This is a genomic window from Clostridium arbusti SL206 (assembly GCF_000246895.1).
Lineage (GTDB): Bacteria > Bacillota > Clostridia > Clostridiales > Clostridiaceae > Clostridium_I > Clostridium_I arbusti.
In genome coordinates, this window is the sequence record NZ_BAEV01000023.1 from 1 (window position 1) to 15,340 (window position 15,340).

The window sequence follows — 15,340 nt, forward strand, 5'->3', positions numbered from 1 at the left end:
AAAACTTTAATTATATATTATTTAATAATATGTATTAGTTTTTCTGGTATTATATACTGGGTTATGCCTTCTAAATATGGTAAAGAAACAGATATAATTCAATATAAGTTTAATAGTATAATTAACAATCAAGAAGAGAGCACCTCTGATTTTGCTACTATTGGGATAAATACCAATGGATTATCTCTTTTAGGAAAAAAGTTACAAATAAGTAATGATAAGATTTCTTTAATAAGTGGAGATGTACCAAGTTATTTGAGAACAAAAGTATATTATAATTATAGTTTTGATAGTTGGACGGCAAATGTAAATCTGCCTTTAATAAAATCCAAACAAGTATTGAATGTATTAGATTTAGCACCAGATGATGAAATTGTTAAAAGAAATATTGACTATAACAAAGAAAAAGGTACTAAAATTAAAACTCTTTCAATCCAAAATTTAAATAATAATTTTTTTGATGTTATGATATCTCCTAATTACATTACAAAAGTGGTTTCTTCAGCAAATTCATATATTTCCATGTACGACAATGAAAATTATTTAGTAGGAAAACTCCAATCTAATTACTCCATAAACTTTTATGATTACAGTGATACAGAAACCTTTGAAGATTATTCTAGCTCAAAATATAAAAACGATATAAATAATATCCAAGAAAATATTAATAAAAACAAACTAAACCATAATTTCATCAGAACTTCTCTTTACTTTAACAGTTCGCAGAGGGTAAAAGAATTAGCAGATAGAATAACATCAACAGCTTCTAATAATGATGAAAAATTAAGACTCATTAAAAACTATTTACTTAATAATTATAGCTATAATTTACAGCCTAATGAAAAGAATAACAATTCTCAAGACTATGTTGATTTCTTTTTATTCGATGAGAAAAAGGGATACTGTAAGTCCTTTGCTTCTGCTGCTGTAATGTTATGCCGGGCTGTTGGTATACCCGCTAGATATGTAGAAGGTTTTAAAGTTAGAAAAGAGATAGATAATAAGGGCAGCTATGTTTTAAGATCCTCTGATGCCCATGCCTGGTGTGAGGTACTTACTTCTGTAGATAAAGGCACTTGGTCAATATTAGAAACCACACCCCCTTTCGACTCCTTAAACGGTGTCGTCAGTAGCACTGAAAATTCTTCTCAAAATAACAATACTGAAAATATGGGACAGCAAAAGCAATCGGAAAAACTTAGGGATAATAATCAAGTAAACACATCTACTGTAACAGAGAAAAAAACTGCTGCTGAAGATAAACAAAACAATAGTAATAAAAAAATTAGTAATGTAAATTTAATTAAAAACCTTAAAAAAGTTCTAAATTATAATTATGCAATTATAATAATATGTCTAATTATTTTATATATCCTAATTAGATTTTTAAGAAGAAACTTTATTATTAAAAACCTAAGAACTAATGAATCTTTAATACCCCTATATGTTTTTATATTAAAAAGATTAAAGACAATAAATATAATTAAACAGCCTTATGAAACCGATAAAGAATTTGCTTTTAGAATAAAAGACAAATTAAATATTGAACATTTGGTAGAAGTCGTATATAAAGAAGCCTACGGAAATGAAAAAACTCCTTTAGACAAAAATTCCATTATATTAGCTGTTGAAAAAGCAGTAAAAAATAATTCAAATATTTTTAAATACTATATATTTTTTTGAAAATTAAACTCTTACCTATATATAGGATAGCAAAAATAATTGAACGTACTTAGGCTTTCAATTCTTTTTGCTATGCAATTATGCTAAACAATACAAACTCAATGATATTCTATGTTTATACATTTATAAATACAACATACAATCCTATAAATACGTGCATACTAGTGCTTATAGGAGGAGATTACTTTGAATTTTAAAAAGTTTTTTGCTAATATCTTTATTGTATTCATATTTTTAATATTATTTATTTCTTTAACTTTTTTAGAGGTAAGTGCTAAATCACCTAGTTCATATTACATAAAAAATACCACAAGACCAACAAAACTTTACATAGTATCTCTAAGTAAAATGACTGATTCTGAAAAAACTATGATTGTTACACTGCAAGGTCAAGTTAATAATACTTCTACTTCTCAGATTTACACACTAAGCGCTGGTGAACCAGATTATGAAATATGGCTGAATGATTTAAAATCCAATTATGATGTTAAATACGAAATGGTAGAAGATCCATGGTTACTATTAGATAAATTTAAAAATTCTATAAACGGATACGTATTATATAGCAAAAATAGCAAAACAGATCCATCTATAAATAATGCTTGTTCTTTAGCGGCGTTAAAAAAATCTATTGCCATAGATAAATCCATCGAAGAAAAGGTTAAATCTAAAGGTATAACTAAATTGAATGGCGATTGTAGTAATACTGATAAGTATTGGGCCTATAACAATCTATGGAATAAAGGATTAAATCACTCAATTGCAGTACAATTATCTCCAAATAAAACTGGTCCTCTACGTGATTATGCAATTATGTCAAAGGCACTAGTATTTTATGAAGATATGCCATCAGATTTTTCTCTTAGAGATAAGGTCTTTGGATCTATGAAAAAGGATTCTATTTGCTTAGGTTGGGGCCCAAATGAATTTCATAACGTAGTAGAAGCTTCAAAGTATGGAGTAAATGTAATACCTTCAGACTGGTCTTATAATCTAACTTTGTTAAGTAGCTTTCCATCTATACCGCTTACTCAAAATAGTGGTACTAAGGCATTAAAAGAAGATAATGTACACTATGTAACCTTTGTAATGTCTGATGGAGATAATCAGCAATGGAATCTTGGTAAAAATTATTCATCTCCTAAGTGGTATGGATCTAAAGATAGAGGCAATTTTAATATGGGATGGGCTATGACACCATCTCTATATGATTTAGCTCCTACTGTATTAAAATTGTATTATAAAAATGCTAGCTCAGGTATGAATAGTGATAATTTTATTGTATCACCTTCCGGTAATGGATATATGTATCCGAGCAAATTTGACAAAGCAGCATTAGATATGCAGGTTAAAAGCTTAAACACCTACATGAAAAATGTTGATCAAAAGTATGTAGCAATTCTTGATGATTGGGCACTAGATAATATATCTGTTTGGAATAAGTACACTGAACAACCTAATATACATGGTCTATTTTATCTTAATTTTAGTAAACAAAATGATTACAAGGGAAAGATTATATGGTCTAATAATAAACCTATAGTATCTTGTAGAGATTTGCTTTGGTCAAGTCTTGAAGATAATAATACTTTAATTAATAAAATTAACGGATATGTTAACTCAGGATTTACAGATATAAATGATCCAAATGCCTACACATTTGTCTACGTGCACGCTTGGAGTAAAACCATGGCAGATGTTCAATCCGTAGTAAATAAACTAAATAAAAATTCTAAAATACGAATTGTTACTCCTGATGAATTTATGCAGCATGTAAGTGAGAATGTTAAACATTAGATTAAGTTAAAAATAACTAATTACAGATAAATGCATTTAATGCAAAAAATTTTTTCGAGATATTCTTATAAAAGCAGGTACTATAAGAAGACTAAGTTTTATTGTAATTATAATAAAACCTAGTCTTTAGTTTTTATACAAACTAATTTATGTTAAACTAACATTCATTCACTATTTAATTCCTGCCTGTTTTAAATAATCTTTATTTACAAATTTATCTACATCTACTGAAGTTGTAATTAAATTAGAACTTTTCATAAAGTCCTCTGTTTTTTTCAACTCTGTGATGTCATCAGCTGTTAAATTAGGATTAAAATCATATTTAGGTAATACTTTAATAAGCTGATCCTGAGGTAAATTTACTTCACTGCTTATTAATTGAGCTGTTTCATTCAAATTTTCCTTTTCAAAATCAACTCCTTTTTGTACATCCTGCAAGAATATTTTAACAAGTTCCGGATTTTCTTGAGCAAACTTATTTCTAACTATATAAGTACATATTCCAAGTTTTATTCCTGTACCATCCACCAAAACTTTTCCTGCACCATTGTTTTCCATTTTCGTAATGGTAGGTTCCCACACCGCACCTGCATCAATACTTTTATTTGCAATAGCAGCACTTATATCACCATTAGTATCCATATTTATTAGCTGCACATCGTCAGTAGTCATATTATTCTGTTTTAAAATCAAATATATAAGATGGTGAGCATAAGATCCCTTTACTACAGCTACCTTTTTACCCTTTAGTTGTTTCGGTGAAGTAATGTTTGAATCTTTAGCTATCATAACAGCCAAAGCCTTAGGTCCTATAGAACTAGATGCAATAATACTTGTATCCTGTCCAGCAGCTTTTCCTATAAAAGCTGGTGAATCTCCCATCATTCCAATATCCTGACTTCCTGATGCCAAGGATTCATTTTCTGGTGGACCAGATGCAAATGATGTCCATGTTACCTTAACACCAACCTTTGCCATATCCTGTTCAATCCATTTTTTCTGCTTGGCAACAAAAATTGGTGCATAGTTCGGTATCGGTTGAGTTGCTATTCTAATTTCTTTAACTTTAACACCTGAAGTACTATTACTTTTTTCTGAAGAAACATTATTTTTGCTACTGCATCCTACAGTTAAAATAATTAATAAAACCATACTTGCTGCTAATATTTTACCTTTTCTTCTTAACATTTTATTCTCTCCTCATGTTTTATTTATTAAAGCATTCTAATAAATAGTCATGTATACTAATATATTTAACTTGCTATTTATTTTCACATACCTTATTTTAAATTGTATAATAGAAAGTTTCTTTTTTATCAGAAAAAAATTCCTTATATATGGGTTTTCTTATTTCTGAAAAATCATAACTATTTCTTTCTCTTGGTCTTCCAATTTCTATGGGAATTACTTTCTTTATTTTTCCTGGTCTTTGTGACATAATTACAACTTTATCCCCTAAATATATGGCCTCATCAATGTCATGGGTTATAAATATTATAGTAAGTTTTTTTGTTTTCCAAATTTTAAGACATTCTTCCTGCATTTGAATTCTAGTAAGTGCATCCAAAGCTCCAAATGGCTCGTCCATTAGAAGTACTTCTGGATCATTAGCCAAAGCTCTGGCTATAGATACTCTCTGCGACATACCTCCTGAAAGCTGACTTGGATATGCATTTTCGAATCCCTTTAATCCAACTAATTCTAAGTGTTGCTTGACTATATCTTGTTTCTCTTCACTTGATTTATTTCTTAATCCAAATGATATATTGTCGCTTACAGTAAGCCATGGGAAAAGTCTATGTTCCTGAAAAGCTACACCTCTTTTTAAACTTGGCTTTAATATACTTTCTCCATCCATTACAACCGTACCTTCATAATCATTATCAAGTCCGGCGATTATTCGAAGAAGTGTACTTTTACCACAACCACTGCTTCCTATTATACTTATAAATTCACCTTGCTTTATATCTAAATTAATATTTTCAAGTATAGATACTTCCTCTTTATCAATAATAAACTTTTTATTTAGATTCTTAATTGAAATACCCGTTTGAATCGATTCACTCATTTGTTCATGGCACCTCCTTAATTTTCATCTTAGATTTCCCATCTTATTAAACGTCTTTGAAGCTTTAAAAGTAAAACATCCATTATCTTTCCAATTACACCTATTATAAGCATTCCAACAATTACAACATCAGTCTGAGAAAGCTGTCTAGCATCAGAAATCATATATCCAACACCACTTGTAGATGCTATAAGTTCAGCTGCTACAACACACATCCATGCACCACTTAAACCTATTCTTATACCTGTCATTATAAATGGCAAAGATGATGGTATTATAACCTTCTTTATTAGTTTTCCCTTCGGTATTTCAAGAACACATGCTACTTCAACTAATTTTTTATCAACCTGATGAATACCTTCAACAACATTTGTAAATATAGGAAAAAATGCACCGAGAAAAATTATGTATATTTTTGAATTTTCCCCTATTCCAAACCAAAGTATGGCCAGGGGAATCCATGCAATTGGAGGTATGGGCCTAATAACTTGAATCACAATATTTGTTATTCTATCAAAGTGTTTTGACAGACCTACAATTACTCCTAAAAATATTCCACTTACAGTAGCCAGTAAAAAACCTTCTATAACCCTAAGAATACTCATGCCTATATTTTTATATAAAGTACCTGCTTTTATAAGACTTATAAATGAATCCCATACCTTTCCCGGTCCTGGTAATAATATAGGATTTACTATACCTGTCCTAAAAAGTATTTGCCAAATAATTATTATAGATACAGGTAAAATTAAGTATTCTATAATTTTATAAACGTTTTTTATTTTGTACATTGGACAATCCTCCTTATCATTAGTTATAGTGTATTTATATCATTTAAAAATATCTCTATTAGAATTAACTGATTCAGCTATACTTCTAAGTTTTTTCATTTTCTCATCATCTAGTTTCACATCATCCATAGGATACTGCCTGCCTAGATATTCATATTTAGGCCTTCCAAGAGGATGATAGGCTAAAAGTTCATGACTTACATTTGACTTTCCATTAATAAAATCAACTATTTCCTTTATATCTTCTTCAGAATCATTAAATCCTGGTATAACTGGAGTTCTTACCAGTTTATTAAGCTTAGGAAATTTTTCACACAGCTTAATAAAATTATCTATTATAAGTCCATTAGATACTCCTGTGAATTTTTTATGCTTCTCCTCATTTATGCATTTTATGTCAAATAAAACTGTATCTAAAAATTCCATAGCTTGTTCTAAATCATCCCAATCAGTATATCCACAGGTTTCTATGGCTGTATTCATTCTTCGTTTTTTTGCTGTCTTAAGAAGTTCAATGGTAAACTCTGGTTGATTTAACGGTTCTCCGCCACTGATAGTTAATCCTCCTCCAGATCTTGAATAGAATACACTGTCTTTTTCCACTGTTTTTAAGATCTCATCTACAGTCATTAATTTACCGTAAACAGAGAGAGCTTTTGATGGACAAGCATTAGCAAAAATATTTGGATCCTTATCTATATTTCTATCAATCATAATTTTATTGTCATCAGTTTTTCTAATTTCATCATCACTGCATAAGCTTAAACATTCAGTGCATCCGCTACCTAATATGCATTTGCTGCTGTTATAAGTAATCTCTGGTTCCTTCTTTTGTGATTCCGGATTGCTGCACCATTTGCATCTCAAAGGGCATCCTTTTAGAAAAACAATGGTTCTAATACCAGGACCGTCGTGAACAGAATAGGGTTGTATATTTATAACATATCCCTGTTTTTTATTATCAGAATCATTGTCTTTAATCATTTTTTCCTCCAAAACGTTTCATTGTATGCATACTTATAAAGTAGGTTTTACTTCATAGTAATATCAATAGATCTTACCTAGTGAGAGTTTGTGCTCCCACTAAGTTTAGATTAATTATACAGACTTATTATATTTCTAAATACAACCTAAGCTAAATTTTCATGTTCAGTTCTTGCAATAATGTCATTTTGCAAATCTGGTGAAAGATCTGTAAAGTAGGCACTGTACCCTGCAACTCTTACTAATAGATTTCTATATTTTTCGGGCTCCTTTTGTGCGTCCAAAAGAGTTTGTTTATTTATAATGTTAAATTGAAGATGCCATAATTTTAAATCGCACCAAGTTCTTATAAAGGATACAAGCTTCTCACTTCCACTATTCCCCTCAACACAGGATGGGCTCAATTTTACATTTAAAAGTCTAGCTGCTCTTTCTCTATGACTGTAGTTTTTAGAAGTAAAATTTGATAAAAGTACAGCTGTAGGTCCATTCACATCTGCACCATGTGAAGCAGAAGAACCATCAGCTAATGGTGTATAAGCTTTTCTTCCATTTGGAGTAGCACTAACAACTTTTCCAAAAGGTACATGGGATGTGAAGGGAACATATCTTAAATCAAGATGAACACCTAATTCTTCAGAATATTTCTCTGTGAACTTAAGAGCTTCTAAGTCTAGTGCTTTAGCAATTGAGTCTGCATAAGAATCATTGTTACCATAGCTTGGTGCATTAATAAGTAACTGTCTTATTATTTCGTAGCCTTCAAAATTATTTTCTACAGCTTCTATTAATTTTTCCATTGTTATTCTTTTATCTTCAAATACAAGCTTCTTAATAGCCGCAAGAGAATCTATAACTGTACCATAGCCTATAAATTCAAAGTAGCCAAGATCAATTCCACCTTCGATTTTAGGAGTATGAAGATCTTTAAGATCTTTCATGCAAAGATCATGTAGTGCAGAGCCCATAGGAGCCGCAAAATGCTTTGCTCTTAAATTGATTATTTCATGTTGCTGAATAAAAGCATGTTTTAAGAAATTTGTCTGCTGAGCAAGATATGCATTCCAAAATTCTTCCCAAGTCGTAAAATTTCTTGGATCTCCAGTTTCAAGACCTATATTTTCATCTCCATAGAGTTTCATTTTACCATTATAAAGAGTCATTTCTACCGCTGCAGCAAAATTTATATAAGCACATGGACTTGTATAAGTATCTCTGTTTGGCATTCTGCATTCAGCACATCCGGAAACCGCATAATCGTAAGCTTCTTCAAATTTAGCACCTTTAGCAAGTAGTAATGGTACAACTTCTTCATCATTTATTAATTTTGGAAAACCAGAACCATCCTTTATGGTTTCAGCTACTTCATATAAGTATCTTTCAGGTGATGTTCCATGAATTCTTGCTGCAAGGTCAGGATAGTTTAGAGGAAATTCTCTTTTTGATTGTAAGAACAGGTAGGTAAGTTCATTGGTAGCATCTACACCGTTCTTTGTTTGTCCTCCAATGGTAACAGCTTCCCAATGTGCATAGCCTTCATTGAAAGCTCCACCCGTTGGAGAAATATAAAGATCAATGAACTGAGCCATAGCTCCCCATACGCATTCTAATAATTCAATGGCAGAATCCTCTGTTAATGTACCCTCTTCTATATCTTTTTTATAATAAGGGTATAGATACTGATCCATTCTTCCATTAGAAATAACTGTACCTGTCTTTTGTTCCATTCTTGAGAACATCTGTGTAAACCACTGAGATTGTACTGCTTCGCGGAAATTACGTGCAGAATTTTCAGGGACCCAAGCACATACCTCTGCTATTTCTTCTAATTCTCTTTTCCTCTTAGCATCAGTTTCTTTAAGTGCTAATTCAGAAGCTAATTTTGCATGTCTTTTAGCCCATAGTATAATAGCTTCACTAACAGTAATTATAGCTTTAAGGAAAGGGGCTTTTTCCATACTGTCCACAGGACTAAACGGATCAAGAACTTCTAATTGTTTTTCCGCATCCTCTTTTATACCTTTGAATCCTCTCTTAAGTACCTTTTCATAATCATGAACCCACTGTATAGAAGAACGGAAAGATGCAGTTTCATTTACAATAAATCTTGACTTTAGAGAATCCTTTGGATCATATGTAAACTTTACTGTTTCCTTTGGAAGTGCTTTGGCTAAATCTTCATGAAAGGTTTTTCCCTTCCAGTATGGTGCAATGTCTTTTACAATTATGTCAGCATCTTCTTTTGAAATGTCAAAAGGAGACTTAGTTCTTTTGGGAAGTTCCTCAATAGCTAGATCTAGAAAATCTCCATCAAGTTCAGGATAAAGTATTCCGTATCTCCCTTCATAACCTGACCTTCCTACAATGAGTTGATTATCATCGATGTAAACAGTTATATTTTCAGCTATATGCTTTAGCGCTTTTGACCATCTTAGAATAAGAGGCTCTCCCTCAGTTTTTTTAAAAGATTCTGTAAAATATTTTGCTCTCTCCACATCAATACGAGGACGAGTGCTTTGAAAACTATCTAATATTTCATAGGCTCTTTTTCTACCATAAATTTTATGTTTACCATGAATTTCTTCCTGTATTCTTTCCTCTTGAGGTGACAAAATAGAATGAGTTGTTAACATAATAATCTCCTCCTAAGTATTTATTAATTTAATATTCACTTCATCAATTCAAACTTTTCTTACTGGATTACTATGATATTAGCATGTATGCTCTTAATTGTCAATAATTAATTGTTCCTTATTTAGGTAAGTAATTTTAAAATTTTTATTACTTATTAGTGTAAATAAAAAAACTAAGTTTTATTTTTCAATCATAATAAAACTTAGTTTTCTATATAATATATTTACACAATTTATATTAAACTTATTTTGATATCTAATTTATAAATATTTTTTTATCTCATCCACCTTATCAAGTCTTTCCCAAGGTAAATCTAGATCAGTTCTTCCAAAATGTCCATATGCTGCTGTTTGCTTGTATATTGGTCTTCTTAAATCAAGATCTCTTATAATAGCTGCAGGTCTTAAATCAAATATTTCATCTATAATTTCTACTATCTTATCTTCTTCTATCTTTCCAGTTCCAAAGGTATCTGCTGTAATTGATACTGGCCTTGCAACTCCGATAGCATAGGCTAGTTCTATTTCAATTTTATCTGCAACTCCTGCCGCTACTAAGTTTTTTGCTACCCATCTAGCTGCATAAGCTCCTGATCTGTCTACTTTTGTAGGATCCTTTCCTGAAAAAGCACCGCCGCCATGTCTTCCATAACCGCCGTATGTATCTACTATAATTTTTCTACCTGTTAATCCAGAATCTCCTTGCGGACCTCCTATTATAAATCTTCCTGTTGGATTTATAAAATATTTTGTTTTGTCATCCAATAAGTTTTCTGGTACTGCAACTTTTATTACATGCTCAATAATATCTTCCTTTATTTGCTCTAAAGTAGCATCTGGACTATGCTGTGTTGAAACTACTATAGTATCTACATGAACAGGCTTATCATTTTTATCATATTCAATAGTTACTTGAGTTTTACCATCTGGTCGTAAATATTTAAGTGTACCATTTTTTCTAACTTCTGATAACCTTCTTGAAAGTTTATGGGCTAATGCTATCGGTGTTGGTAAATATTCTGGTGTTTCAGTTGTAGCAAAACCAAAAACCATTCCTTGATCTCCAGCGCCTATAGCTTCAATTTCATCTTTTTCTCCTAATTTTGATTCTAAAGCTTCATCTACTCCTAGAGCTATGTCAGCAGATTGCTCATCTATTGATGTTAATACTGCAAGAGTACTAGCATCAAAGCCATATTTTGCACGATTATACCCTATTTCATCAATAGTTTTTCTAGCTATTTTAGGAATATCTACATAAGCACTTGTAGATATTTCTCCTACTAGTAAAACTAGCCCGGTTGTCACTGTAGTTTCTACCGCAACTCTACCATTAGGATCCTTTTCAATTATTGCATCTAGTATTGAGTCAGATATTTGATCTGCAATTTTATCTGGATGTCCTTCAGTAACAGATTCAGATGTAAATAATCTTGTCATTTTAAATCACCTTCCAATTTTAAATTAAATATACATTTATTTTCTTTGACATAATTCATATTTCTTTATAATACTTTAAATTTAATGAAATAAAAAAAGACCAAGTTTTATCTTTTTATAATAAAACTTGGTCTCCAGTTTTTCTAGTTAACCAATTCTTAGTATTCATATATGTTTTCTATAAATATATAGCTTATTGGCATATTTGTCAATACTAAAATGAAAGTTTTTGTATGTATTTTAAAAAAATTTATATTAATATTGCATGGAATACCATACCCTGTATTCTCTTATCTTTACTATTATACTAACTTTAGTTATCTATAATTTTATTATTAAAAAACACTATATCCTCAAGTTTTCTTTTTGGCACATGCAAAACATTATTTATATCTTTATAATATTTAATAGAGTTTTCTTTTTCATCTTCAATAACCGGAGTTTCATTCGGATATCCTATTGCAACAAGAGTATGCAAAATATATTTATCTGGTATATTTAACAGTCCTTTTATTCTTTTTCTATCTATAGCACCTAGCCATGCAGTTCCTAATCCCTCTTCAACTGCAGTTAGCAATAAGTTTTCAACTGCTGATCCGGCATCTACATCATAACCTTCTTTTTTTATTTCACTGTCAACAAGAATTAATATATAAGCAACTGGTTTTTCTCCATCTTGTGGATCAGCTGCTGGTCTTATATAACCAGCCCAAGCTATAGTTTTAAAAATTGATTCTAATAGTTCTTTATCATTAATGATTACATATTTTAGAGGCTGCAAATTTGCACTTTGAGGTGCCACTCTTGCTGCATCTACTAATTTTTTCAACTTTTCTACAGGTATTACCTCTTGTTTAAAGCTTCGTATTGTTCTTCTTTTAAAAATAGTTTCAAATACACTCATTTTATTTCTACTTCCCTTCATTTCAAATTATGTAACAATATTATTTTCATTACTTATATATTAAATTTTTATAAATCAGAAACTTTTTTAAATTTCCAAACAACGAAAAACATTAATATTAAAGTTACTGCACCACAAAACAAAAAGCTGGCATTAGATCCCCAATATTCACCTATTGTCCCCGCAAACAAATTTCCAATTGGAGTTGTTCCAACAAGTACCAAACTATAAACACTTACAGTTCGTCCTCTATATTCATCACTTGAATTTATTTGAATTGTAGAATTAATTGATGCCATAAAGATTATATTAAAAAATCCATATATTATTAGTATTAATATAGAAAAATAATATGTATGAACAAACCCTTGAATTATTAAACACATTGATAAAATTAAAGCACTAATAAATATTATATTGAATTTTCTTTTTGTATTTAAAGCAAATTTTACAGACCCAATTAACGCACCTATACCAGAAGCCGTTAGAAGTGTACTATATGCTCCAGCTGATTTATGCAAAACCTCCTTTACATAAACAGGTATAATCACCTCATTATTAAACGCGAAAGTTCCAACAAAGAGCATTGATATCACTGAGGTAAGTATTATTTTTTGTGACTTAATGTATTTCAATCCATTTATAATATCCTCTATAATATTGCATTTTTTCTTTCTTATACTTGCATAATAGGACTTGATGTTAATCAGTCCCATTATAACAGCTATAAAACTAAACCCATTAATAATGAAACAAAAAGTAGGTCCTAATTTAAGTAATATAATACCCGAAAAAGCAGGACCTAATATCCTGGCTATATTTACAATAGTAGAGTTCATACCTATAGCACTTATTAAGTCATCTTTACCTACCAATTCTATAAAAAACGACTGTCTTGTCGGCATATCAAAAGTTTGAACAACACCATAAATACCTGCCAATATTAAAACATGCCAATATTTTATGTGTCCCGACCATATTAATATAGCAAATACAAACGCCTGCATCATTTGTAAAAACTGTGTTATCAATAAAAGTTTTTTCTTAGGAAATCTATCAACAAAAACACCTGCAATAAGAGAGAATAAAAGCATTGGGGTAAATTGAAAAACTCCTAAAACTCCAAGTAAAAATGCTGATTTAGTAATATCATAAAAAACCCATTGTTGTGCCGTTCTTTGCATCCATGTTCCCATAAGAGATACACATTGTCCAGCTAAAAAATATCTAAAATACTTATATTTTAAAGCTGGGAAACTTTTAATAATTCTATTCGATATCTTCTTCATTGGTAGCCTCTCGCCTAGCAATTCTCCCACTGATGACACCTTCACTTAAATTTCCCCCTAGTAGATATAAGTGTCCAAATTTTTCTTCAACTTGCTTATTTTATTGTTTAGTTATATTTTGTAAGAACCTCATAATGGACACCCTTGTCTTAAGCCTTTGTCTTAAGCTAACGATTGTCACTATTAACCTCCGTATAGGACTTTCACCGATAAACAAGCACCCATGCTGGGAGCACCATAAAAAAACTAAGTTTTATATTTATAATAAAACTTAGCCTCCAGTTTTTCTGGTTAACTACTTTTAAGTATTCATAGTTGTTTTATATGTTTTATATTAAAATATATTATAATTTCTAAATCTAGCTATAGCTAGTGTTAATATTTATTTAAGTCTTATTTTTTCGTTTGTTTCAATCTGTATAAGAACTCCATCTTGAATAACTAATGTTACGGAACCATATTTAATTTCACCTAATAATTGCAATATCTTTTCTAAATTTGCTTGAGAAACAGTCTCCTTCTTTTTATATAACCTACTTACATTATTTACATCACCCAAAATATTCCCCCCTAGAAACATAAAGTTTTTATAACATTTTCTATTTTTCTTGGTTACTCAGCACATAAATAAAAACCCCCTTCATCTATAAAACTAGTTGAAAGAGGTTTTATACTTAACATACATCCCCTCTCATCTATCGCTAAACATTTAACAGCAGGATTTGGCACCTTTCTCTAATATAATGATAGGAAGGTTGCCGAAGCTTCATTAGGCCAGTCCCTCAGCTTCTCTTGATGAGATTAATTTTATTATTAGTTTACAATGTATATTTGTTTTAATATCGATTATTGCAATAATTCCATTATACACATTAGTAAACTAGGTATTTAAATATAACCAACACATATTCCTTATTATATTTTTAACATATAACTATCAATTTGTCAATAATCTAGGAAATATTTACATTACTTATTTTTAATTCTAATTGTTCTTATTACTAGACATTAAAAAATATTATATCACTATATATTATTTTTAGCTGTCTATTAACATCTTAACATGCTCTATATCACATTCTATATGACTAAACATCATTTCAGCCGCCTTTTGAGCATCTCTTTGCTTCATATATTTAAAAATTTCCAAATGCTGTTTATATATTTCTTCGCATCTGTTTTTCTCATTCAAGCTTATAATTCTATAAAAATAAACCAAGTATTTTAGATTATCCAATTGACTTTTAATACGAAAATTTTTACTGTGTTTTAAGATTAAATCATGAAACTTTGTATTCATTAAAATTATATTCTCATTTAATTTATAATTTGGTTTTTTTATTTCATTTTCTACTTCAAACAAGCTACCTTGAATTTCCTTAAGATCATCTTCTGAAGCTCTCTCTGTTGCCAATTTAACGGTAATAAATTCTAGACCCTGTCGACATTCAAAAATTTGCTGCATATCTTCTTTTGAGGGTTCATATACTCTAAATTTTCTTCCTTCTTTTAATAGTAATCCCTCTTTTTCCAAAGTTCTTATGGCCTCTCTTACAGGACTCCTACTAGTCTGAAACTGCTCAGCAATCTTTGTTTCACAAATAAACTCACCATTTTCAAGTGTACCATCGAAAATCATCTGTTTAATACTGTTATAAGCCTGCTCATAATATGATTTTGTTTTTTTAATTATGAATTTATCCATTCTCTTATGTTATCTCCTTTGACTTATATTGTACATATTACACTTA

At 30.2% G+C, this 15,340-nt stretch carries 12 protein-coding genes and 1 riboswitch; of the genes, 2 read left to right on the forward strand and 10 right to left on the reverse strand.

Annotated features, from left to right (window positions below):
• Both RH99_RS06185 and RH99_RS06190 read left to right on the forward strand, forming a co-directional pair.
• Positions 1-1,683, forward strand: a 1,683-nt coding sequence (locus RH99_RS06185) for a transglutaminase-like domain-containing protein (protein ID WP_010235403.1), incomplete at its 5' end; no start/stop codon positions are given.
• A gap of 186 nt (positions 1,684-1,869) precedes the next feature.
• Positions 1,870-3,480, forward strand: a complete 1,611-nt coding sequence (locus tag RH99_RS06190) for a GxGYxYP domain-containing protein (RefSeq protein WP_010235405.1) — start codon at positions 1,870-1,872, stop codon at positions 3,478-3,480.
• A gap of 171 nt (positions 3,481-3,651) precedes the next feature.
• Here the strand turns inward: RH99_RS06190 and RH99_RS06195 are convergent, their stop codons facing one another.
• From RH99_RS06195 to RH99_RS06240, 10 genes are all read right to left on the reverse strand, one after another.
• Complete coding sequence (locus RH99_RS06195) at positions 3,652-4,668, reverse strand: aliphatic sulfonate ABC transporter substrate-binding protein (protein WP_010235407.1); 1,017 nt, start codon at positions 4,666-4,668, stop codon at positions 3,652-3,654.
• Positions 4,669-4,765: 97 nt separating this feature from the next.
• The gene (locus tag RH99_RS06200) at positions 4,766-5,548 is read right to left on the reverse strand and encodes an ABC transporter ATP-binding protein (RefSeq protein WP_010235409.1); all 783 of its coding nucleotides are present in this window, start codon (positions 5,546-5,548) and stop codon (positions 4,766-4,768) included.
• 29 nt (positions 5,549-5,577) lie between these two features.
• Positions 5,578-6,339, reverse strand: a complete 762-nt coding sequence (locus tag RH99_RS06205; protein WP_010235412.1) for an ABC transporter permease — start codon at positions 6,337-6,339, stop codon at positions 5,578-5,580.
• Positions 6,340-6,378: 39 nt separating this feature from the next.
• Positions 6,379-7,323 (reverse strand): (2S)-3-sulfopropanediol dehydratase activating enzyme, encoded by a 945-nt coding sequence (gene hpsH / locus RH99_RS06210; protein ID WP_010235415.1) that lies wholly within the window; start codon positions 7,321-7,323, stop codon positions 6,379-6,381.
• A gap of 146 nt (positions 7,324-7,469) precedes the next feature.
• Complete coding sequence (gene hpsG / locus RH99_RS06215; RefSeq protein ID WP_010235418.1) at positions 7,470-9,956, reverse strand: (2S)-3-sulfopropanediol dehydratase; 2,487 nt, start codon at positions 9,954-9,956, stop codon at positions 7,470-7,472.
• Positions 9,957-10,217: 261 nt separating this feature from the next.
• On the reverse strand, positions 10,218-11,396 hold the full coding sequence (metK, locus tag RH99_RS06220) for a methionine adenosyltransferase (protein ID WP_010235420.1): 1,179 nt from the start codon (positions 11,394-11,396) through the stop codon (positions 10,218-10,220).
• Positions 11,397-11,709: 313 nt separating this feature from the next.
• On the reverse strand, positions 11,710-12,321 hold the full coding sequence (locus RH99_RS06225; RefSeq protein ID WP_243441456.1) for a nitroreductase family protein: 612 nt from the start codon (positions 12,319-12,321) through the stop codon (positions 11,710-11,712).
• Between the two features lie 47 nt (positions 12,322-12,368).
• A complete protein-coding gene (locus RH99_RS06230) occupies positions 12,369-13,634 on the reverse strand; it encodes an MFS transporter (protein ID WP_010235423.1) in 1,266 nt (421 codons plus the stop codon).
• Positions 13,635-13,971: 337 nt separating this feature from the next.
• Positions 13,972-14,148, reverse strand: coding sequence for a YezD family protein (locus tag RH99_RS06235; protein ID WP_010235426.1), 177 nt, complete (start codon positions 14,146-14,148; stop codon positions 13,972-13,974).
• Between the two features lie 129 nt (positions 14,149-14,277).
• Positions 14,278-14,391: riboswitch (SAM riboswitch) on the reverse strand.
• Between the two features lie 237 nt (positions 14,392-14,628).
• Positions 14,629-15,294 (reverse strand): GntR family transcriptional regulator, encoded by a 666-nt coding sequence (locus RH99_RS06240; RefSeq protein ID WP_010235429.1) that lies wholly within the window; start codon positions 15,292-15,294, stop codon positions 14,629-14,631.
• Between the last annotated feature and the right edge of the window lie 46 nt (positions 15,295-15,340).